The sequence below is a fragment of the Achromobacter sp. NPDC008082 genome (assembly GCF_042957345.1).
GTDB lineage: Bacteria > Pseudomonadota > Gammaproteobacteria > Burkholderiales > Burkholderiaceae_B > Achromobacter > Achromobacter kerstersii_A.
The window spans coordinates 191,746-211,748 of the sequence record NZ_JBIBIB010000003.1; the positions used below are offsets into that span (position 1 = coordinate 191,746).

Annotated in this window: 20 protein-coding genes; 14 read left to right on the forward strand and 6 right to left on the reverse strand. The window is 63.5% G+C overall.

The annotated features are described in order from the left end of the window. Positions 1 to 289: 289 nt before the first annotated feature. From ACFZAI_RS13085 to aqpZ, 7 genes are all read left to right on the forward strand, one after another. Entirely contained in the window at positions 290 to 1,747 is a 1,458-nt protein-coding gene (locus ACFZAI_RS13085; protein WP_391567264.1) for a nitrate/nitrite transporter, read from the forward strand. Then, positions 1,744 to 3,285 carry an FGGY family carbohydrate kinase gene (locus ACFZAI_RS13090; protein WP_391567265.1) on the forward strand — a complete coding sequence of 514 codons (1,542 nt, stop codon included), beginning with the start codon at positions 1,744 to 1,746 and terminating at the stop codon, positions 3,283 to 3,285. Before ACFZAI_RS13085 ends, ACFZAI_RS13090 begins: the two co-directional genes overlap by 4 nt. Beyond that, the gene (locus ACFZAI_RS13095; protein ID WP_391567266.1) at positions 3,282 to 4,961 is read left to right on the forward strand and encodes a glycerol-3-phosphate dehydrogenase/oxidase; all 1,680 of its coding nucleotides are present in this window, start codon (positions 3,282 to 3,284) and stop codon (positions 4,959 to 4,961) included. Before ACFZAI_RS13090 ends, ACFZAI_RS13095 begins: the two co-directional genes overlap by 4 nt. Beyond that, positions 4,958 to 6,514 carry an FAD-binding oxidoreductase gene (locus ACFZAI_RS13100; protein ID WP_391567267.1) on the forward strand — a complete coding sequence of 519 codons (1,557 nt, stop codon included), beginning with the start codon at positions 4,958 to 4,960 and terminating at the stop codon, positions 6,512 to 6,514. Before ACFZAI_RS13095 ends, ACFZAI_RS13100 begins: the two co-directional genes overlap by 4 nt. Before the next feature lie 2 nt (positions 6,515 to 6,516). Next, on the forward strand, positions 6,517 to 7,101 hold the full coding sequence (locus ACFZAI_RS13105; protein ID WP_175169288.1) for a glycerol-3-phosphate responsive antiterminator: 585 nt from the start codon (positions 6,517 to 6,519) through the stop codon (positions 7,099 to 7,101). Positions 7,102 to 7,230: 129 nt separating this feature from the next. Beyond that, on the forward strand, positions 7,231 to 7,623 hold the full coding sequence (locus ACFZAI_RS13110; RefSeq protein WP_391567268.1) for a VOC family protein: 393 nt from the start codon (positions 7,231 to 7,233) through the stop codon (positions 7,621 to 7,623). Between the two features lie 257 nt (positions 7,624 to 7,880). Further along, positions 7,881 to 8,594: an aquaporin Z gene (gene aqpZ, locus ACFZAI_RS13115; RefSeq protein WP_391567269.1), complete on the forward strand. Its 714-nt coding sequence runs from the start codon at positions 7,881 to 7,883 to the stop codon at positions 8,592 to 8,594. Positions 8,595 to 8,666: 72 nt separating this feature from the next. On the opposite strand, the gene ACFZAI_RS13120 is transcribed toward aqpZ, so the two are convergent. Beyond that, positions 8,667 to 9,884, reverse strand: a complete 1,218-nt coding sequence (locus ACFZAI_RS13120) for a hypothetical protein (RefSeq protein WP_391567270.1) — start codon at positions 9,882 to 9,884, stop codon at positions 8,667 to 8,669. Between the two features lie 164 nt (positions 9,885 to 10,048). Here ACFZAI_RS13120 and ACFZAI_RS13125 point away from each other — a divergent pair, with 164 nt between their 5' ends. The 3 genes from ACFZAI_RS13125 (at position 10,049) to ACFZAI_RS13135 (ending at position 11,940) form a co-directional block, all read left to right on the forward strand. After that, positions 10,049 to 10,612: a cytochrome b gene (locus ACFZAI_RS13125; protein ID WP_391567271.1), complete on the forward strand. Its 564-nt coding sequence runs from the start codon at positions 10,049 to 10,051 to the stop codon at positions 10,610 to 10,612. A 95-nt stretch (positions 10,613 to 10,707) separates the two neighbouring features. Further along, positions 10,708 to 11,565: a 3-deoxy-8-phosphooctulonate synthase gene (gene kdsA / locus ACFZAI_RS13130; RefSeq protein WP_054425092.1), complete on the forward strand. Its 858-nt coding sequence runs from the start codon at positions 10,708 to 10,710 to the stop codon at positions 11,563 to 11,565. A gap of 66 nt (positions 11,566 to 11,631) precedes the next feature. Next, positions 11,632 to 11,940 (forward strand): carbohydrate isomerase, encoded by a 309-nt coding sequence (locus tag ACFZAI_RS13135; protein ID WP_391567272.1) that lies wholly within the window; start codon positions 11,632 to 11,634, stop codon positions 11,938 to 11,940. Here ACFZAI_RS13135 and ACFZAI_RS13140 read toward each other — a convergent pair. Then, entirely contained in the window at positions 11,937 to 12,431 is a 495-nt protein-coding gene (locus tag ACFZAI_RS13140; protein ID WP_391567273.1) for a GNAT family N-acetyltransferase, read from the reverse strand. The genes ACFZAI_RS13135 and ACFZAI_RS13140 overlap by 4 nt on opposite strands. A gap of 173 nt (positions 12,432 to 12,604) precedes the next feature. On the opposite strand from ACFZAI_RS13140, the gene ACFZAI_RS13145 reads away from it, so the two are divergent. Both ACFZAI_RS13145 and ACFZAI_RS13150 read left to right on the forward strand, forming a co-directional pair. Next, positions 12,605 to 14,245 (forward strand): intermembrane transport protein PqiB, encoded by a 1,641-nt coding sequence (locus tag ACFZAI_RS13145; protein WP_391567274.1) that lies wholly within the window; start codon positions 12,605 to 12,607, stop codon positions 14,243 to 14,245. 155 nt (positions 14,246 to 14,400) lie between these two features. Then, positions 14,401 to 14,658 (forward strand): hypothetical protein, encoded by a 258-nt coding sequence (locus tag ACFZAI_RS13150; protein ID WP_391567275.1) that lies wholly within the window; start codon positions 14,401 to 14,403, stop codon positions 14,656 to 14,658. Between the two features lie 52 nt (positions 14,659 to 14,710). On the opposite strand, the gene ACFZAI_RS13155 is transcribed toward ACFZAI_RS13150, so the two are convergent. The 3 genes from ACFZAI_RS13155 to ACFZAI_RS13165 all read right to left on the reverse strand — a co-directional run bounded on the left by ACFZAI_RS13155 (position 14,711) and on the right by ACFZAI_RS13165 (position 17,280). After that, positions 14,711 to 15,019 (reverse strand): hypothetical protein, encoded by a 309-nt coding sequence (locus ACFZAI_RS13155; protein ID WP_391567276.1) that lies wholly within the window; start codon positions 15,017 to 15,019, stop codon positions 14,711 to 14,713. A 114-nt stretch (positions 15,020 to 15,133) separates the two neighbouring features. Further along, positions 15,134 to 16,567, reverse strand: a complete 1,434-nt coding sequence (locus ACFZAI_RS13160; RefSeq protein WP_391567277.1) for an MFS transporter — start codon at positions 16,565 to 16,567, stop codon at positions 15,134 to 15,136. Positions 16,568 to 16,695: 128 nt separating this feature from the next. Then, complete coding sequence (locus ACFZAI_RS13165; protein WP_391567278.1) at positions 16,696 to 17,280, reverse strand: TetR/AcrR family transcriptional regulator; 585 nt, start codon at positions 17,278 to 17,280, stop codon at positions 16,696 to 16,698. A 95-nt stretch (positions 17,281 to 17,375) separates the two neighbouring features. Between ACFZAI_RS13165 and ACFZAI_RS13170 the strand changes: the two genes are divergently transcribed. After that, positions 17,376 to 18,566: an MFS transporter gene (locus ACFZAI_RS13170; RefSeq protein ID WP_391567279.1), complete on the forward strand. Its 1,191-nt coding sequence runs from the start codon at positions 17,376 to 17,378 to the stop codon at positions 18,564 to 18,566. Positions 18,567 to 18,632: 66 nt separating this feature from the next. Continuing rightward, entirely contained in the window at positions 18,633 to 19,031 is a 399-nt protein-coding gene (locus ACFZAI_RS13175) for a RidA family protein (protein ID WP_391567280.1), read from the forward strand. Here ACFZAI_RS13175 and ACFZAI_RS13180 read toward each other — a convergent pair. After that, the gene (locus ACFZAI_RS13180) at positions 19,028 to 19,948 is read right to left on the reverse strand and encodes a LysR family transcriptional regulator (protein WP_391567281.1); all 921 of its coding nucleotides are present in this window, start codon (positions 19,946 to 19,948) and stop codon (positions 19,028 to 19,030) included. The two genes, ACFZAI_RS13175 and ACFZAI_RS13180, sit on opposite strands and share 4 nt — an antisense overlap. Positions 19,949 to 20,003 lie beyond the last annotated feature (55 nt).

Genomic DNA, 20,003 nt, shown 5'->3' on the forward strand with positions numbered 1-20,003 from the left:
GCGTAGTTTGACAGCTTAAATATTTAATGCAAGTCGTTGAAAAATAAAGAGAAAAAGATATAAATATTCGACTTTCCATATACTTTTAAGCGGCTTTGGATACTTTTCCCGCACCGCAAAAATCTGTGCGAAACAGGGTTTGTCCTGATGCCCCAACGCCTTGACACCCCTACGCGCAACCCATAAAGTCACCGCACAGATTTAGATAAAAGACCATCTGTAGGGTGGTCTTTTATTGCGCGCAGTTTGCGTCGACCTCTTACAGAAATAATTCCAAGAGGAGACGACTGTGCAATCATCGACCGTAAAAATACGTGGCATCGACGATGTCATCGCTTTTATTGATTCACGCCCAGGCATTACTGGCCGAGCTGGCTTGATTTGGTGGCTGGCGCTGGGTGGCCTGTTCCTGGACGCCTTCGCAAACTCCGCACTGAGCGCGGGCCTGGGGCCCATGACGCGCGACCTGGGCCTGAAAGCCGGTCAAGTTGCGTTGATGACGTCATTTGCCGCCTGGGTCGCCATCGCGTTCAACCCCATCGGGGGCTGGATGGCCGACCGCTGGGGCCGCATCCGTCCGTTGATCATCGCGAAGTTTCTGGCCGTGATTGGCGCGCTGCTGGTGATGTTTGCACCCAGTTTCGAAGTCATACTGGTGGGCCGCTTCTTTGTTGGCGCGGCGTATGGCATTGATTTCGCAATTGCCATGGCGGTGCTGGCCGAGTTCACGCCGGTGAAGTTCAAGAGCCGCCTGAACACCTGGCAGGGCATGTGGTACACGGCGGTCTGCACGAACCTGCTGCTGGCCTTGCTGTTTTTCTCGTGGGACGTGGGCGATTCGATCTGGCGGTATTCGGTTGCGGCCACGGCCATCTTTGCCGTCGTGATTCTGGTGCTGCAACTGAGCTACATGGTTGAAAGCCCGATCTGGCTGGCGCGCAAAGAGCGCGTGGAGCAAGCGGCGCTGGCCATGACCAAGATTTACGCGCAGCCATTCGCCGCCGCGCCCCTGCATGAGCGCATTCCTGTCACGAACCAGGCCAAGCGCGGTATCGCCAACGTGCTGCTGATTTTCCGCGGCGTCTACCTGCCGCGCACCATTCTTGCCGCCACGGTCCAGATCGGCCAGTCGATCCAGTATTTCGCGGTGGGCTGGTATCTGCCGCTGATCAGCGCTGCGCTGTTCGGCAAGGATTTCGTCTTCGCCACCATCGGTGCGCTGGTGTTCAACGTGTTCGGCATCTTCGGCGGATTTTTGTCGCCGTACATCGGCCGCAAGCTCGGCCTGCGGCGCGCCTCGGCGTTCGGCTTTGCAGCCGTGTTTTTGATGCTGCTGATTCTGGGTACCTTCCACGGCAAGATGCCGCTGTGGCTGGCGGTTGTGGTGCCGTCGCTGTTCATCCTGTTCCACTCGGGCGGGCCGGGCGCCAATGGCAAGAGCCTGTCGTCGCTGTCGTTTCGCAGCGAGCTGCGTGCAGGCGCCAACGGCATCATCGGCGCGCTGGGTTCCACGGGTGCGGCGATCGGGCTGCTGATCTTTCCGCTGTTCCGCGAAAACTACGGGCTGGAAAAGACCTTCCTGATCCTGTCCATCGTGCCGCTTGTCGCGAGCATCATTTGCTTTGTGATCAAGTGGGACCCCACCCGCACCCCCATCAACCCGGATAACGAAGCCGGCGCGCCGCAGTTCAAGGACGACGCCGTGCTGCCCGCCTTGAACCCCGTCATTGGGAAAGCCTCGCGATGATGAATAGAAAAGTGATTCTGGCCATTGACGAAGGCACGTCCGGCACGCGGGCGGCCACCGTCGCCGCCGATGGCCACGTGTCTTGCCTGCACTACCAGACGCTGCATGTGGCGTCGCCGCGGCCGGGCGTGGTCGAGCAGGACGCCAACGAGATCCTGAATCGAACCATTGACGTTTGCCGCAGCGCTATTGCACAGGCTCAGGCCGATGGCCAGGAGATCGTTGCGCTGGCGCTCGCCACGCAACGCGCCACGGCTGTGCTGTGGGACACGCAGACCGGCCGGGCGCTGGTGCCGGCCATGGTCTGGCAGGACACGCGTTTTGTGGACGAGCTGTCGCAGTTGGCGCCGGAGTGGGATGCGCGCCTGCGTGACCGCGTGGGCCGTCCCGTTGGCGTGCGTTCGCTGTACCTGTGGGCGGCGCGTCACCTGCGCGACACGCCGCACGTCGCCCGCGCCTGGGCAGAGAAGCGCCTGGCGTTCGGTACGGTCGACACCTGGCTGCTCTGGCATTTTTCGCAACGCCGCGAATGCGTGACCACGCCCACCAACGCCACGTCAGCCGGCGCCTATGTGCTGGCCGACCATCGCTACTACCTGGAGTGGGTGCAGGAGCTGGGCTTTCCGCACGAACTCTTGCCCGTCTTGCGCCAGGATGCCGACGACTTCGGGCATACCCGCTCTGACGTCCTGGGCATCGATGTTCCGATCCTGGCCTCGGCGGGGGATCAGCACGCGGGGGCGATTGGGCTGGGCTGCCTGGACCGCGGGCAGGCGATGTGCGTGCACGGCACCGGCAGCTTCGTGGACCTGATCGTCGGCACCGAACCGCCTGCCAATCCCGGCATGGCCGATGGGTCGCTGACGATGACGGCGCGCCGCCAGAATGGCGCGTCGCACTTTGCCGTCGAGACCTTTGTGGCCACCACCGGTTCCGCATTGGACTGGGTGTGTGAGAAGTTGAAGTGGTTCAAGGACGCGCACGAGATCAGTGCGTTGGCGCAGACGGTGACATCGTCGCAAGGCGTCACCTTCGTGCCGGCGTTGACGGGCCTGCGCGTGCCGCGCATGGAAACCGGCGCGCGCGCGTCGCTGACCGGCGTGTCGATGGCCACCACGCAGGCCGAAGTGGCCTACGCCATTCTGGAAGGCATTGCGCATTCAGTCGCCAGCTGCATCGAAGCGGATGAAGAAGCGTCGGGCGTGCGGGTGTCGGAATTGGTGGTGGGCGGCGGCCTGTCGCGCAGCGATCCGCTGCTACAGATTCAGGCGGACCTGATCGGCATTCCCATTCGCCGCATGCAGGAGGCGGACCGCGCCAGCCTGCGCGGCATTGCCTACCTGGCAGGATCGTCCGGTTTGCTATGGCCGTCGCTGCAAGACGCCCGCAAAACCATCGTGGCCGACGCCGTATTCCACCCGCTGGCCGATGCAACCGAACGCGCGCAGCGCCGCGCTTTGTGGCACGCCCGCGTGGGGTCGGAGCTGGGCCACGTGAAGCAATTCAAGCAGGACAACGAGGAGGCATTGCAGAAATGATCGGTTGGCTATCCAGAAGGCCCAGCAAGGACCGGGCCGACATGACCAGCACCGAACCGTTACGCCTGATACGCCAGGAGCAATTGGACCGGTTGGGCAGTGAGCAATTCGACATCCTCATCATCGGCGGCGGCATTACCGGCGTGTATGCCGCATTGGATGCGAGCCTGCGCGGCTATCGCGTGGCCGTGGTGGAGAAAGACGATTTCGCGTCCGGCACATCATCGAAATCTTCCAAGATGGTGCATGGCGGACTGCGTTATATCGAACAGGGAAACCTGGGCCTGGTGCGCCATTCGCTGCATGAACGCCAGCGGCTGCGGCGCAATGCGCGGCACCTGGTGCAGCGCCTGCCGTTTCTGTTTCCCATCCTGGAACGCGATGGCGTGTTCGACAAGCGTTTGTCCAAGGCCTTTGAAAGCCTGCTCTGGACGTATGACTTGGCGGGCGGCTGGCGGGAAGGCATCCTGCATCAGAAGCTGACGCCGGCCGAGGTGCTTTCGCATTGCCCGACGTTCAAGCAAGAAGGTCTGTTGGGCGGCTTTTTGTATTACGACGCCCGAGTGGACGACGCCCGGCTGACGCTGGCGGTCGCGCGCACGGCGGCCTTTCACGGCGCTACGGTCATCAACCATGCCAAGGCGATTGCCGTCACGCGCAATACGCACGGCAAGGTGGATGGCGCCGTCATCCAGGCCGGCACCCGCGAAATCCGCGCTCGCGCCCGCGTTGTCATCATGGCCACCGGCGTCTGGCTGCGCGATTGGACGGGCGCCAAGGCTGGCGAGCAACCTGCCTTGCATGTGCGCCCGGCCAAAGGGGTGCACGTGGCGGTGCCATGGATGAAGATCCGCAACGATTGCACCGTGACCATTCCGGTGCCAGGCCGCAGCCGCCGCGCCACCATCACGCGCTGGGGCGATGTGTCGTACCTGGGCACGACGGACGAAGACTACGAAGGTGATCTTGACGACGTGTACTGCACGCGCCGCGAGCTGGATTTCCTGCTGGAGGGCGCGCGGTCGGCGTTAAAGACGGATCTGCAACCCGAAGACGTTGTGGGCAGCATTGCCGGGTGCCGGCCGCTGGTTGCGCCGCCTGGCGGCAAGACGCTGGAGATCAAGCGCAATCACGAAATCCGCGTGGCCGCCGACGGCTTGGTCACGATTGTGGGCGGCAAGCTGACAACGTCGCGGCACATGGCGGAACAAACGATCGACGCGGCGCAGCAGGTGCTGGGCCAGCGCAACGCCTGCGTCACGAAGAAGGCGTATCTGCTGGGCGCGGCAGGCTACGACCCGCAGGCCATTGTGGCCTCGGGCGGCATGTCGGCGCATCTGGGTGAACGCTACGGCACCGAGGCGCGCTTCGTCAGCGACTTGATGCAGGCGCAGCCCGCGCTGCTTGCGCCCATTGTGGAAGGCTTGCCCTATACCGAAGCCGAGGTGCTTTACGCGGTGCGCCATGAACTGGCCGGTACCGTCGAAGACGTGCTGTCGCGCCGCATGCGGGCGCGCCTGATGGCGCGTGACGCGTCCGCGCGCGCCGCCGAACGCGTCGGACAACTCTTGCAGGCGGAACTCGGTTTGCCGCCTGCCACCATCGCGCAGCAGGTGAGCGATTACCTGGCTGCCATCCAGCACGAAAAATCCGTACTCATGGGAGACAAAGAATGATCAGCAAAGAAGCCATCAAGCGCGGCTACAACCGTGGCAACTACGTGGTGGGGGCGCATACGCCGCCGGCCTATGCCGCCACGCTCACGGCCACCGGCACGGAACCTGGGCTGCAACGCAAGCCCGTGCGCATCACCGATGCGCAGATCGATGCGCTGCGCCATGTGGCCGATGATGTGTTGACGGCGACGGCCGACGTCGTGACGTGGACGCGTGACTGGTGGGCCGGGTCGATGGTGACGGAAACAGGCGGCAAACCTGCCACGCCGCAAGCGGTGATCGTGGCGGTATCCACGGTCGAGCAGGTGCAGGCCGTGATGCGCATTGCGCACGCGGACGCCATTCCCGTCACGGTGTCGGCGGGCCGCAGTAACGTCACGGGCGCGGCCTTGCCTGTGCGCGGCGGCATCGTGCTGGATGTGTGCAAGCTGAATAAACTGATCGGCGTCGACCGCGAAAGCCAGATCGTCGACGTCGAGGCCGGCATGTTCGGTGACGTGTTCGAAGAGACCATCCAGAATGAATACGGCTTGACGATGGGCCACTGGCCGTCGTCGTTCGGCATCAGCACGGTGGGCGGCTGGGCGGCGTGCCGCGGGGCAGGGCAGTTGTCCACGCGCTACGGCAAGATCGAAGACATGGTGTTTGGCATGGACGTGGTGCTGGCGGACGGCAGCCTCATCACCGTGGGCGGGTACTCGCGTGCGGCGGTGGGCGGTGACGTGCAGCAGATGTTCATCGGGTCCGAAGGCACGCTGGGTGTGATCGTGCGCCTGCGTCTGAAGCTGCACCGCTTGCCTGACTACGGCCGCGCCATCGCCTACGGTTTCAAGACCTTCGCCATCGGCCTGGACGCGTGCCGCGAAATCATGCAACGCGGCGCCAACCCGGCCGCGCTGCGTTTGTATGACGAATTGGAAAGCGGCGTGCAGTTCAATCGCCCCGATCTGAACGTGCTGCTGGTGGCTGACGAGGGCGCGCGCCAGATGGTGGACGCCGTGATGGAAATCAGCGAAGGCGTGTGCGAGGAACTGGGCGAAAAGCTGGACGGCGACGCCATCTTTGAGCGCTGGCTGGAAACGCGCTATCTCACGGGGAAAAGCGCGGAAGGCTTCAAGCGCAGCCCGGGCTTCGTTGCCGACACGCTGGAAATGTCGGGCCGTTGGAGCGACCTGGCCGCCATCTACACCGAAGTGGTGGAAGCGGTGAATGCCGTGCCTGGCACGCTGGCCGGGTCGGCGCATCAGTCGCACGCCTATGTCGATGGCGCTTGCCTGTATTTTTCATTGCGCGGCGATGTCGAGGTCGAGCGGCGCGGCCAGTGGTATCGGGCCGCTTGGGATGCGGCCAATGCGGTGCTGATTAAATATAATGCCGCGCTCAGCCATCACCATGGCGTAGGCCTGCTGCGCGCGCCTTACATGCAGGAATCGCTGGGCGGCGCGTTCGACGTGCTGCGCACGGTCAAGCGCGCGCTGGACCCGCAGAACATACTCAACCCCGGCAAGCTGGGCTTGAGCGATCAGCGCTTTTACGATCAGGAAGATCGATAACCATGGATAGGTCATTCGGGGCATGCCTGGCGCGCCATCCGGTCATTGCAACGATGTTCGGGCTTGAGCAGATCAATACCTTTGTGGGCAGCGTGGCCGAAATCGGCATCGTCGCCAACGTGGAATTGCGTAAACTCGCGCCCGTCATTGCAACGCTGAACCGGGCGGGCAAGTTCGCCATCGTCAACATCGACAGTTGCGAAGGCTTGTCGCAAGACAAGGGCGGCGTGGAGTATCTGGCCGACATAGGTGTGGCGAGCCTGGTGTCCACCCGCGTGGCCACGATCCAGCGCGCCAACCGGGCCGGCATGGTCACGATGCAGAAAGTGTTCGTGACTGACCGTTCGACCTGGCCGCGCAGCGTGAAGGCGCTGGAGCAGAGCGACCCCAACCTGGTGCAGCTGATGCCCGCGCCGATGCTCACGCACATGGCGGCGCAAGACCTGAAGGCCTTGCCGCCGATCATCGCGTCGGGGTTTGTCTGCAATCAGACGGATATCGGCATTGCGATGAAGCACGGTGCGGTGGGCGTGTCGACAAGCGATCCGGAGTTGTGGAGCCTGGACCCCCGGCAGCTCAAGGGATGAAGGGGCGGGGTTGGCGGCGGTCCATCTGTCGAATCAAGGGGCTGGATATATAACCAGTATTCTGATTCAATCGCGGGTGCGGCGGCGCCTGCCCCGCGCCGCGCCAACTTCAACTTTCAGGGGATCACCATGAAATTCGGATACACCATCGTTTATGTGCCCGATGTGGCGGCGTCGCTGTCGTTCTTCGAACAGGCGTTCGGGTTTACGACGCGGTTCTTGCATGAGTCCAAGACGTACGGCGAACTCGAAACGGGCGACACCACCTTGTCGTTCGCGGCGCATGAGTTGGCGGGTATGAACTTTCCTACGGGCCACGTCGAAGCTTCGTCGTCGCCCAAGCCGTTGGGCATGGAAGTGGGATTCGTCACCGACGACGTGGCGGCGGCCCATGCGAAGGCCGTGTCCTTGGGCGCTACCGAACTCAGCGCTCCGACGGCCAAGCCCTGGGGGCAAGTGGTGTCTTACCTGCGTTGCCCGGATGGCACGCTGGTGGAATTGTGCACGCCGGTGCACGGCTGATTGCCCGCTAGCTATGCAAGTCTTTGCGGCCCGACGAATGAACGGCGCCGGTGATGTGACGCAAGCCCCGGGATAGCACGAGAGGCGGGGTTAATTCCCCCTCGTTCGTTTGCTCGATGCCGCAATTTGTAGAGTTGCCCTATGGTCGATACAGACCAGGCATCGGACTTCTCTTAAATACTGTCAAACATATCAAGCCTTTGAAGCTAGGCCGTTTCCTGCGCGCTACCTTGGACATTTCACTTCAGGAGAGGGTCATGGTTTCGCTTTCGAAGCGTTGCGGCGCGGAGTTCTTCGGCACGTTTTGGCTGGTGCTGGGTGGGTGTGGCGCAGCCGTGCTGGCGGCCGGGTTTCCCGCGTTGGGCATTGGCTTTGCAGGCGTCGCGTTGGCGTTCGGCTTGACGGTGCTGACGATGGCGTTTGCCGTGGGCCATATCTCGGGCGGCCACTTCAACCCGGCGGTAACGGTTGGCCTGGTGGCGGGCGGCCGCTTCCCGCCGAAGGAAATCCTGCCCTATGTGATTGCCCAGGTGCTGGGCGCCATTGTGGCGGCGGCGGTGTTGGCGTGCATTGCCAGCGGCAAGCTGGGTTTCGACTTGAAAGGCAGCCACTTCGCGGCCAACGGCTATGGCGCATATTCGCCGGGCAAGTATTCAATGGTGTCGGCGCTGGTGACGGAAGTGGTGCTGACCGCGGGCTTCCTGTTCGTGATCCTGGGCGCCACGTCCAAGCGCGCGCCTGCCGGCTTTGCGGCGATTCCCATCGGGCTGGCCTTGACCTTGATTCACCTGATCAGTATTCCGGTGACGAACACATCGGTGAACCCGGCGCGTTCGACCGGGCCTGCGTTGTTCGTGGGCGGGTGGGCGCTTGAACAGTTGTGGCTGTTCTGGCTGGCGCCGATTGCCGGGGCCATCATCGGCGCCATTGCCTATCGCTTGGTCAGCGAACCCGCAGCGGAGCGCGGCTAACGACGCATGCCAGGGGGAAGTGCTCAAGACGGCTCACGTCACGTCACGGCACTTCGCGGCCGTCCAGCCACGTCACGGCACTTCGTCCAATTGCGCGAGCTGCGCGTCTTCCGGAAAGCCTTGCGTGCGGTACCGGACAGGGTAGCCCCGTTCTTCGGCCAACAAGGGCTTGAGCACGTGCGCGGCTTGCTCCCAAGACACCACCCGCACTTCGCCAATATCGTCTTCGGCGTCCGGGCGTACCAAGGCCAGCCGGTCTACCTTGGGCAACGAGGTGTCGACGCCGCGCGTCCATGACGCCAGCGAAAACGACATAGCGGGATCATCGTCTGCCGTGAACAGGTTGTAGTTCGCAACGTAGAGGTCGGTGCCTTGCTCTTCGTGGATGTGATCCAGCGCGGCTTTCTGCGCGTCGTACTCTGCTTTTTCCAGCAAGCGTGCCAGATGGGCCAGGCGTTGGGCCAGCCCCGGGTCATCAGGCACATAGCGCTGCGCTTGCCGCTCTTCGTAGTGGTACATGTGCGCGCTGACCACGCGGCCGTGTTGCACGGCCTGGTGGCACAGTTCAACCATGGTGACCAGGCCGGCATCATCGTTGTCGCCGGTGACCAGCAGCACGTCACGCGTAGGCATCATGAACACGGGGCGGCCGCGTACCGGCACGCGTTCGAGCATGTCAGGCAACAAGGCGCGGCTGATGTCGTAGCCGTCGGCCCAGGCGCCGCGAAACACCCCGGGCGTCAGCTCAGCGAACTGGTCGGGGGCATCGCGCAAGTTATCGATGGCAATGGCCAACGCCTGGTCAAACGTCAACTGCCACGCGGCCTCGGGGCCATTGGTCAGGGTGGAGATGGCGTCGGGGTGGTCCAGCGCCAACAGCACCACACAGTCATCGCCAAAGGAAAGCGAGGCAGGGTGGAAGGCGGCGTCGTTGCCTTCTGTGCGCACATGATGCAGGCGGATGTCTTCCAGTGCGCTGCGGCTGCGGATGACCGGGCGGAGCATCGGGCGCGCCACCGTTGCCTGTTGCGGCGTGGTTTGCGTGCTGCTGGCCAACGCCGACACGAAGCCTTGCAGCGCGCGCTTTTGCTCCGCGCCGCGCGTGTTGCAGTACGCGTGGTAGGCGTTGTGCAGGTTGAAAAACGAGCCTTCGCCCAGCAACAAGCGGAACTCATCGGCCTTGTAGGTGACGTCTCCGTCAAAGCCTTGTTGCCGCGCCGCCTTCACGAACAACGAGGCGAACTGATCCGGCGTGGGCTTGCGCCGGAACAGCGTATCGAAGAAACCCATTTGCCTGCCTTTGATTCAAATGCGGGACGGCGCAAGGGCCTGTCCGCGACGGGTCATTGTGGACAGGGATGTCTATGGCGTCCAGCGATAACGCCGCGCTCAGGACGCTGTAAGTGGGAAATCAATAATCTGAGCGGTTATTCCCCCGCCCGAGAAAGCCGCTGATGACTCCGTCCCCCATGCCTGCTGCGACACCGGCACCCGCGCACTACGACCGCATGACGATCACCTTGCACTGGCTGACCGCCGTGCTCGTCGTCGGGCTGTTTGCGCTGGCTGAAATCTGGAGCTTCCTGCCGCGCGGCACGCCCACGCGCAAGCTTCTGCAATCGCTGCATATTTCGTTCGGCCTGGCTTTTGCGGCGGTGTTTGTGGTGCGCGTCGTCTGGCGCCTGTCTCGGGGCCGGCGCCTGCCACGCGCGGCCAGCGGGCTGTTGGGCGTGGCTAGTACGGGTGTACATGGTCTGCTGTACCTGTTGATGGCTACGCAGATAGTGCTTGGGTTTCTGTTTCGCTGGGCGCAGGGCGAGCCATTCGCGTTTTTCGGCCTGTTCAATGTGCCCACGCTGATCGCCATCGACCACGAACAGCGCCGCTTTATCGGCGGCCTGCACGACACCGTGGCCTGGATCATCATCGTGCTGGCGCTGCTGCACGCGCTGGCTGCGCTGTTCCACCACTACTTCCTGCGCGACGGCGTGCTGCGGCGCATGCTGTCCAGCCGGTGAATCCTGCGGGGGACGGGTGCAGGGGATGAAATCGAAGGCGGGCAGGTTGTACATTACGCACTGTCTCCCGCCTTATTTCTAGGATGCACCCCATCATGACCGCCCCCGAAGTCGTTATTTCCTCGTCGATCCAATGCGCAAACGATCGCCCCTTTGTGCTTTTTGGCGGCATCAATGTGCTGGAATCCCTGGATCTGGCCTTGCGCGCATGCGAGGAATACCAGCGCGTGACGACGAAGCTGGGCATCCCTTACGTGTTCAAGGCGTCGTTCGATAAAGCCAACCGCTCGTCGATTCATTCCTACCGCGGCCCGGGCCTGGAAGCCGGGATGAAGATTTTCGAAGCCGTGAAAAAGGAATTCGGCGTACCGGTGATTACCGACGTGCACGAACCCTGGCAGGCCGCGCCCGTCGCCGAAGTGGCTGACATTGTTCAATTGCCGGCCTTCCTGGCCAGGCAAACGGATCTGGTGGTGGCCCTGGCCAAGACGCAGCGCATCGTCAACATCAAAAAGCCCCAGTTTCTCAGCCCGACGCAAATGCTGAACATCGTCGAGAAGTTCACCGAGGCGGGTAACGACAAGCTGATTCTGTGCGACCGCGGCACCAGCTTCGGTTACGACAACCTGGTGGTCGACATGCTGGGCTTTGGCGTGATGAAGAAGGTCACGGGCAACCGCCCGCTGATTTTTGACGTGACGCATGCGCTTCAACAGCGTTCGGCGCTCGACGCCGCGTCCGGCGGCCGCCGCGAGCAGGTGGCGGAACTGGCGCGCGCGGGCATGGCGGTGGGTTTGGCCGGCCTGTTTCTGGAAGCCCATCCGGACCCGAAAAATGCCAAGTGCGATGGCCCCAGCGCCTTGCCGTTGGACAAGCTTGAACCCTTCCTGACGCAGCTTAAACAGCTGGATGATCTGGTGAAATCCTTTGCCGCGATTGATATCGAACCGTGACGCCGGCTGTCATGCCGCCTTCGTCAACTTGTTATACGATCCGGGCCACACATTAGGGAGGCCTGGATGTCTTTGTACGTGATCGTCGCCGTTCGAAAAGAACCCGTCAGCGGGCACATTGCCTATGTGCGGTGGGGCCAGGCCGAGCGCGGTGTGCCCGGCTGGGTTACCGAGCCCGTCACGGCGGCGGCGTCCGAAGTCATTGATGTCATCAAAGACGGGGTGGACGTGGAAACGGCCATCAGCGTCGATGGCATGCGCGTGGCGCTGCGTCCGGTGCGGGTGCTGGTCGATGGGAACGGACGCGAGCATCTCGCCTCCGTGCCCGTGCCCAGCTCCACGCTGCACACGCTCTTTGACCTGCCCGAGTTTTAAGCGGCGGCGCGGCGCCCTTCGGCGAAATCGCGCAGCGCGCCGTCCGTCAGGCGGTAGCGCACCCATTCGTCCAGCGGCCGTGCGCCAATCGATTGATAAAAATCGATAGCGGGCTGGTTCCAGTCCAGCACGCTCCATTCCAACCGTCCGCAGCCGTTGGCCACCGCTTCCCGCGCCAGGTGGCGCAGCAGGTCGCGCCCGGCGCCGATGCCTCGTTGCTCGGGCGTGATGTACAGGTCTTCCAGATAGATGCCGTTCTTGCCCAACCAGGTCGAATAGCTGTAGAAATAGACGGCGTAGCCAATGGCCTTGCCGTCCACCTCGCACATCAGCGCCTTGGCCGGGGCTTCTGGCGCGAACAAGGTGCGGGCGACGTCGTCGGCGCTGGCAATCACCTCATGGGCGGCGCGTTCGTAGACGGCCAGTTCAGTGATGAATGCGTAGATCTGGGCCGCGTCCGAGACAGTGGCGGGGCGGATGGCGATATTCACGTTGACTTCCTCCAAAAGGGAAGGCCATGCTACCCGCTAATCTCGGTGTTTGCAGGAGGGTGTCCCGGCCCGTTTCCGGGAATCCCCGCACTTGCGCGGGGCAGGCCCCGGCGCGACCCTGACCAGGGAATCCGCCTTGGAGTCCGGACGCGTACACAAAGGGGTTGTCCTCTATGGCTGAGTCTGGTTCTGCCGCAGGTCAAACGCCACCGCCTGCTCGGCGCCCGCCGCGCCGAGTGTCCTGGATCTGGCTCGTGCCTGCCGTGGCCGCGCTCGCGGGGCTGCTGCTGGTGTTGCAGGTGTGGCTGAACGCGGGCCCCACGGCCACGATTTACTTCCAAACCGCTGAAGGGCTGGAAGCAGGCAAAACGCAGGTCCGCTACAAGGAAGTCACCGTGGGATTGGTCGAGCGCGTCGCGCTGAATCCTGAGCGCTCTGGCGTCGTAGTGACCATACGGGTGGACAAAGACGCCAGCAACCTGTTGCGGGATGGCACGGTGTTCTGGGTGGTCAGGCCGCGGCTGACGTTAAGCGGCGTGTCCGGGCTGGGGACGCTATTGTCGGGGTCGTACATCGGTCTGGACCCGATTGGCAGCAAGGACAAGGCAGGCGAGCGGCCGGGCCGCAAAACAGAGTTTGTCGGCCTGGAAGTGCCTCCCGAGGTGGCGCAGGATCGGGCAGGCAAGCGCTACACGTTGATTGCAAGCGATCTCGGTTCCCTGGATGTCGGCTCACCGGTGTATTACCGGCGCATCGCGGTGGGCCAGGTGGTTGGATACCATCTGGCGAAGGACGGGCAGGGCGTCGAAGTGCAAGTGTTTATCGATGCGCCCAACGATGCTTACGTCAACGACGGCACGCGATTCTGGAATGCCAGTGGGGTGGATTTCAGCGTCGACGCGCGCGGCTTGCAGATGCGGTCGCAATCGCTGGTGTCGGTGTTTGTCGGCGGGGTGGCGTTTGAGACATCGGCCGAACACAGCCGCATTGCGGCGGCGGCCAACGCATCGTTCGAACTCTTTCCCAGTGAAGAGGCCGCCCGCGCGCAGCCCGATGGCTTGCCCTTGCCGATCCGAATGCGATTCGATCAGTCGGTGCGCGGCTTGGTTGTGGGCGCACCCATCGACGCCTATGGCGTGACGATTGGCAAGGTGGATGCGATCAACCTGGACTTTGATTCGGACACCAAGCAGTTCTACACCGTGGTCTCGGCCACGTTGTATCCCGAACGCCTGGGTGGCCAGACGTACAGCGAGGTCAAGGAGTTTGCCGGACCAGACGCGCAGCACCCCAGCGGCAAGTTGTTGTCTGCGCTGGTCGCGCGCGGAACGCGGGCGCAATTGCGCATCGGTAATCTACTGACGGGCCAGTTGTATGTGGCGATGGTGGAATTTCCCAACGCCAAGCCCGTCACGTTCAAAATGGAAGACCGGCCCTTCATCCCGACCGTGCCCAACAATCTGGACCAGTTGCAGCAGCAGCTAAACAGCATTCTGGCAAAGCTGGACAAAGTGCCCTTTGATGAGATTGGCACGGAGTTGAGTGGTGCGCTGCGCGGGGCGTCCCGGCTCGTCAAGCGAATGGACGTGCAGCTGGCGCCCGAGCTGCAGGCGTTATTGCGTCAGGCCAACCGGTCTTTGGCGGCGGTGGGCGGCTTGCTGGCGCCTGAGGCGGACCTGCCTGCAAGTACGGATAACACGCTGCGCGAGTTGGGGCGCGCAGCCCGGTCCTTGCGCGAGCTGTCCGATTATTTGCAGACCCATCCCGACGCGCTGCTGCGGGGGCGAAAGCCCGATCCGGCTGTCCGCCGGTAGTTTATGCATCCCTTTCTGCCTTCCATCGGAAGGTTTGACCACCTCTTTGGCTCGCGCCCGGGCAGATTGGCGGGTACGACACTTGCTGAACAAGCGGGTGCAACCGGCTGCCGGACAACGGGGCGACGGTGCGGTATTCGAGGGGGGACGATCGAATGGACCATAGTGAAATGATGGCGCGCATGATTTCGCAGCCCGTTGCGCCGGGCAAAGTCGATGGGTGGGATGGCATTCTGTCTGCGTACGCAGATTGTTTATTGCAGGTGCAGGCAAAACTATCGGATGCCGATGTGACGCGCTTCCTGGCGGTTGGCGCGCTGGTGTTTCGCACCTGCTGTCAGGAAGAGGCCCGGCAACGCTGGACGGCCGAGGAATTGGCGGCCTATCACCGCAAGCGGGAATTCGGTGTTTAGATGAATTGCGGCCGGATGCCGCAGCCAAGCGGGCTGGCGGCCGGCGCCGGCTTCAGTACAGGCACTGACTAAGCGCGAACTTGCGGCCAAAAGCGTGGACCTCGTCTCCATCCACCGAGGCCGCAACATCCCAATGACTACCGCGGGTCACCAGAAATGATTGACCCGTTAGCGCATGCCGCAGCGCAAACTGCCAGAACGCGGATTCCGACCCCATGGGCTCCAGATCGTGGGGCCCGATCAAGAGCCGCGACGGGCGGGGGGTGGCGCCCATCGTCCATCGCAACGCAATCGCCATGAAGGCGAAGCGCGCCGATATCGATGATGGCTGAACGCAAAGCACTCGGATCTTATTGCTCATGAACGTCACCCTCTACAGGTGCCGTCAGCGTAACAAAGACCCGAGTGACGTTCCATACCGCGTTTGGTGGATTTCGGCGCGTATCGTCGCAGATTTATGACTATGGCTTGGGGTTCAACGTATTGCGGCTGGCGACCGTGTCACGCGCGGCAGCAGCAGTAACGCCAGCGCCGGCGCCACGGCGAATGCGGCGAACAGCCAGCGCGCCGCCTGCTGCGCACCGGCGACGCCACCCGGGTCGGCCAAGCCGGCGCTGTTGGTGATAACGCCTGCCAACGCGGCCGTTAGTGCTGCCGAATAGAGCTGAACGGTGGTGATCGATGACGACGTCAACGTCTCTTCGCCCTGCGGCGCGGCGGTGAACACCTTCGTCAGCAGATGCGGCCAAGCCAGGCCGATGCCGAATCCCACGCCCGCCAACGCCAGGACAAATGCCGCGAATCCCGCCGCCGAAGTCAGGATGGATGCCTGCGGCGTCATGACGGCAAGCCCCACCAGCGATGCCAGGATCACGACTGGGCTCAGCCACACCAATCGGTTGGCCGCCGCGCCGCTGCGCGTGGCGCTGGGCATGGCGGCAAGCGTCCAGCCCGCCGCCATGGCCGCTGTCATGTAACCCGCCGCCAGCGGCGTCATGCCGTGGATGACTTGCAGGAAATACGGCACGAAGATTTCGGTGGTGATGGCGGCCACCACCAGACACATCACCGCATACAGCGCGCCTAGCGGCGCCCGGATCGAATAGGCCCCAGTGGGCAGCAGGCGCTTGCGCGCCCGCGTGTCCACAAAGGCGATCAGTGCGGCAATTCCCAGCCCGCCCGCGATCCCCGCCAAATTCCATCCGAGTTCGGTGGACAGGCTAGCCAGCGTGATGGCCAGCACCGACGCCACCAACAGGCTGAGGGTGCTTAACGGCAACGAGGACGGCGGGGCAGGGGGGACGGACGCACGGCCGCCGACCTTGAACGTCACGATGAGCGCCAGCGCCGCCGCCACGGGCAGCAGCGCCCAGAACGCCAGCCGCCAATGCCCCGTCTGCGCGAAGATGCCGCCGATTGCCGGCCCGCACAACGTCGCCACGCCCCACATGCCCGACACCAGCGCCATCGCGCGCGACCACAATGGCGCGTCAAACACCAGCCGGATCAGCGCGTAGCTCAGCGCAAACAAAATGCCGCCACCCAGTCCTTGTACGCTGCGCCCGGCCAGCAGCGCGGGCATGCTGGGCGCCAAGGCACAAATGACGGCGCCCAACGTGAACACCGCCACGGCCAGCAAATAGGCCGCGCGCGGCCCCACGGTTTCGATCAGCTTGGCGGATAAGGCGGACCCCACGATGGACGTCACGACGAATAGCGTGGTGTTCCAGGCGTAGTACTCCAGTCCGCCGATATCCTGGATGACGCTGGGCAGAATCGTGGTGACGATATACACGTTGATGGCGTGCAGCGCCACGCCGCCCGCGAGCGCAATGGAGCGCAGGGCATTGGCCCCGTGCAGCAAATCACCCCAGGACGCGCCGGGGTCAGGATGGGGGGTGGCAGCCAAAACAATCTCCGGTTTTATTTATACAAGTTAAGACTTGGATAATACGCGGATTCTGGCCGCTTGATCAGCCACGCGCTCAGCCACGCGCTCAGCCACGCGCTCAGCCACTCGCAGATCGCGGCAGGGAATTACCGGCGCAGCAAGCCGCGCAACAAGAGGTCCAGGGCATGCAGCGCCTGTTCAAGACGGGCCTCACCATCCGGGGCGTCGGCAATCCAGAACGCGCTCTCGGTCAGGCTGCCATTGATCAGATGCGCAAGCGCCTGCGGGTCGGCCGCGTCGATCATGTGGTCATCCATCAAGCGTTGCAGCAAGCCGCTAAGCGAGGCAATGCACTGTTGCTGCGTAGGGGGCGAGGCGGGTCCGAGCACCGCGCGCGCATCCTGCAAGACGATGCGGCGAATCTCGGGTTCAAGCGCCATGCGCAAATAGGCGCGGCAACGTTCGCGCAGAGCCGTCCAGACGTCGGGCGCCTGGTCCGAGATTGCGTTCAGCCGTTGATCGATTTCGTCATCGATGTGCGCGGCGACTGCGGCCAGCAAGCCTTTCTTGTCACCGAAATGGTGATACAAAGCCCCTCGCGTCAATCCTGCCGACGCGGTGAAATCGTCCATGGACGTCGCGGCATAGCCGGCTTGCTGAAAGGCAAGGCGCGCGGCAGCCAACAGTTTGGCGCGGGTGGCTGCGATCATCTCGGCGCGGGAACGCGGCATCCAGGTCTCCTATGACATACGGCGCGTAGGTTAATTGACATACGCAATGTATGTGAATACGATTCGGCCGTCTACCCCCGTTTCAAAGGTTATCGGTGCCCAATCCGTATCGCGAGTTGTTCAAGGCGCCTGGCGCTTTAGGTTTTGTGTTGGCGGGCGCTATCGCCCGCCTGCCGTTGCCGATGATCGGCATCGGCATCATTACGATGTTGTCAGAAGTGCGGGGAGCGTACACGCTGGCAGGCGCGGTCGCCGCAACGTTCGCGCTGGCCACGGCGTTGCTGGCGCCGCGCATTTCTCGTCTGGTGGACCGCCACGGCCAGGGGCGGGTGCTGCCGGTGGCGGCCACGGTCTGCGTGCTGGCGCTGATAGGCCTGAGCGCCTGCGTGCATTGGAATGCGCCGGATTGGACCCTGTTTGTGTTCGCCGCCTTGGCGGGCGCCTTGCCCAGCATGCCCGCCATGATCCGCGCGCGCTGGACGGAGATTTTTCGCGATCAGCCACAGTTGCGCACGGCCTATGCCTTGGAATCGGTGGCGGATGAGCTCAGTTTTATCGTGGGGCCGCCCTTTGCGGTGGGCTTGAGCGTCGCGTTGTTCCCGCAGGCGGGCCCGCTTGCCGCCGCGCTGCTGCTGGCGGTGGGCGTCACCGCTTTCGTCCTGCAACGCGCCACCGCGCCCGCCGTGCAACACCGCCAAGCCGGGCGTGCCGAATCTGTGCTGCGTATGCCGCCGATGGGTTCGCTGGTGGCCATGATGTCGGCCATGGGCGTCATCGTGGGCACGATCGACGTATTGAGCGTGGCGTTCGCCCGGGCGCAGGGCGTGCCTGCGGGGGCAAGCCTGATTCTGTCGGCCTATGCTCTGGGTTCCTGCGTGGCGGGTTTGGTGTTTGGGGTGATGAAGTTTCAGATGCCGCTTCCCCGCATGCTGTCCATTGCCGCCGCTGTGACGGCGTTCACGACCTTGCCGTTGCTGCTGGTGAACGACATGATCACGTTGTCGCTGGGCGTGCTGTTGGCCGGTCTGTCGTTTGCGCCCACGATGATCATCGCGATGGCGCTGGTGGAAACCAGTGTGCCGGGTCAGCGACTGACCGAAGGCTTGACCTGGCTGGTGACGGGCCTGGGCGCCGGCGTCGCGGCCGGCGCAGCGCTGGCGGGTTGGGTGGTGGACCATTACGGCGTGGGGGCGGGATTCTGGACCGCTGTCGTGGCCGGCGCTATCGTGCTGCTGGTAGCCCTTGCCGGGGCGCGAAGGGCAGCGGCGGGGCGTGTGGTGTCGTGACACCAGCCCCTCGTTAGAATTCGGGCTCCGGCGCGCTGCGGGGCGCGCCGTTCACAGGAGCACAACATGTCCCGAACTGTCATCAACCCAGACACCGTTTTCAACACTGTCCAGTACGGCTTCAGCCAAGCCGTCATCGTGACGGGGCAGCGCAGGATGCTGCTGTCCGGCCAAGTGGGTGTCGACATTCACGAACGCACGGTCGGACCCGGCCTGCAGGTGCAAACCGAAGCGGCGCTCGACAACATCGAACGCGTGCTGGCGGCAGCAGGCGGCACGATGGCGCAGGTGATCATGCTGCGCATCTACATTTGCGACACGGTCCGCGAAGAGCAGGAAGTCATTGCGCAGGCGCTGCGCGACCGCTTTCCGAAAGACCCGCCGCCTTCGTCGTGGGTCATCGTCAGCGGTCTGTCGCTGCCGGAATGGCTGGTCGAAATCGAAGCGGAAGCCATGCTGGATTAAGCAGGCGGGGCCTTCTCGCGCCACGGCGTCGCGGCAAAGGCCTCACGTAGATGCGCCAGGAAACCTGCGGTGCGCGCAGACAGATCCTGGCGCGATTTCACCAGCGCCACCACATTGGCGTCAGGCAAATTCCAGCCGGCAAGCAAAGGCACCAGCGTGCGTGCCTTCAGATGTTCGGCCACATCCCATTCCGACCGCGCCACGATGCCGTGGCCAGCCAAGGCCCATTCAAGCGCGGCTGCGCCCGTATTGCTGGACAGCACGGGCGCGATGCGCACGCCCACCGCCGGCCCGCGGCCGCGTTTGAAGCGCCACAAGGTGACGTCTTCATCGTTTTCGCGCAAGGCGATGCAGTCGTGGTCGCGCAGGTCTTCGGGTTTGGCAGGGGCACCGTGGCGCGCCAGATACGCGGGCGAAGCGCACAGAATGCGCCGATTCGGCGCCAGCGGATAGGCCACCAGCGTTGAATCCCGAAGCTCGCCAATGTGGACCATGACGTCCCAGTTGTCAGTCGCCAGCCGGGGCGGGCCATCGGACAGCGTCAGGCTGGCGGTGACGTTTTCCCCGGTCTTGCGAAAACTGGCGACCAGACCCGCAACATAGCGCTGGCCAAAGCCCAATGGCGCGATGACACGTAAATGTCCCGCCACCACGCCGCGCCGCCCCGCGAGTTCGTCTGCCAGATCGCCCAGCTCCCCACAGATCTGCCCTGCGCGCAGCGCCAGCAGCCGGCCTTCATCGGTCAGTGCGGTGCCGCGTCCAGAGCGGTTCACCAGCCGCACCCCCAGACGTTTTTCCAGCGCATGCAGCCGTTGTGTGACTGCGGGCGGCGTCACATCCAGCGCGCGCGCGGCCTGCGCAAGCGACGGCGTGGCGGCCAAGCTCAGGAAAAAACGCAGGTCATCCGTCGTGATCATTCAGATTGGTATTAAGTGAAAATTAAGCCCACATTAAACACGCAAAGGCGTGGGC

What these genes read in the sequence shown, in the direction of transcription:
- ACFZAI_RS13090 (WP_391567265.1), top strand. Translation starts at nt 1,744, where the DNA reads ATGATGAATAGAAAAGTGATTCTGGCCATTGACGAAGGCACGTCCGGC.
- ACFZAI_RS13095 (WP_391567266.1), top strand. Translation starts at nt 3,282, where the DNA reads ATGATCGGTTGGCTATCCAGAAGGCCCAGCAAGGACCGGGCCGACATG.
- ACFZAI_RS13100 (WP_391567267.1), top strand. Translation starts at nt 4,958, where the DNA reads ATGATCAGCAAAGAAGCCATCAAGCGCGGCTACAACCGTGGCAACTAC.
- ACFZAI_RS13105 (WP_175169288.1), top strand. Translation starts at nt 6,517, where the DNA reads ATGGATAGGTCATTCGGGGCATGCCTGGCGCGCCATCCGGTCATTGCA.
- ACFZAI_RS13110 (WP_391567268.1), top strand. Translation starts at nt 7,231, where the DNA reads ATGAAATTCGGATACACCATCGTTTATGTGCCCGATGTGGCGGCGTCG.
- aqpZ (WP_391567269.1), top strand. Translation starts at nt 7,881, where the DNA reads ATGGTTTCGCTTTCGAAGCGTTGCGGCGCGGAGTTCTTCGGCACGTTT.
- ACFZAI_RS13120 (WP_391567270.1), bottom strand. Translation starts at nt 9,884, where the DNA reads ATGGGTTTCTTCGATACGCTGTTCCGGCGCAAGCCCACGCCGGATCAG.
- ACFZAI_RS13125 (WP_391567271.1), top strand. Translation starts at nt 10,049, where the DNA reads ATGACTCCGTCCCCCATGCCTGCTGCGACACCGGCACCCGCGCACTAC.
- kdsA (WP_054425092.1), top strand. Translation starts at nt 10,708, where the DNA reads ATGACCGCCCCCGAAGTCGTTATTTCCTCGTCGATCCAATGCGCAAAC.
- ACFZAI_RS13135 (WP_391567272.1), top strand. Translation starts at nt 11,632, where the DNA reads ATGTCTTTGTACGTGATCGTCGCCGTTCGAAAAGAACCCGTCAGCGGG.
- ACFZAI_RS13145 (WP_391567274.1), top strand. Translation starts at nt 12,605, where the DNA reads ATGGCTGAGTCTGGTTCTGCCGCAGGTCAAACGCCACCGCCTGCTCGG.
- ACFZAI_RS13150 (WP_391567275.1), top strand. Translation starts at nt 14,401, where the DNA reads ATGGACCATAGTGAAATGATGGCGCGCATGATTTCGCAGCCCGTTGCG.
- ACFZAI_RS13155 (WP_391567276.1), bottom strand. Translation starts at nt 15,019, where the DNA reads ATGAGCAATAAGATCCGAGTGCTTTGCGTTCAGCCATCATCGATATCG.
- ACFZAI_RS13165 (WP_391567278.1), bottom strand. Translation starts at nt 17,280, where the DNA reads ATGCCGCGTTCCCGCGCCGAGATGATCGCAGCCACCCGCGCCAAACTG.
- ACFZAI_RS13175 (WP_391567280.1), top strand. Translation starts at nt 18,633, where the DNA reads ATGTCCCGAACTGTCATCAACCCAGACACCGTTTTCAACACTGTCCAG.
- ACFZAI_RS13180 (WP_391567281.1), bottom strand. Translation starts at nt 19,948, where the DNA reads ATGATCACGACGGATGACCTGCGTTTTTTCCTGAGCTTGGCCGCCACG.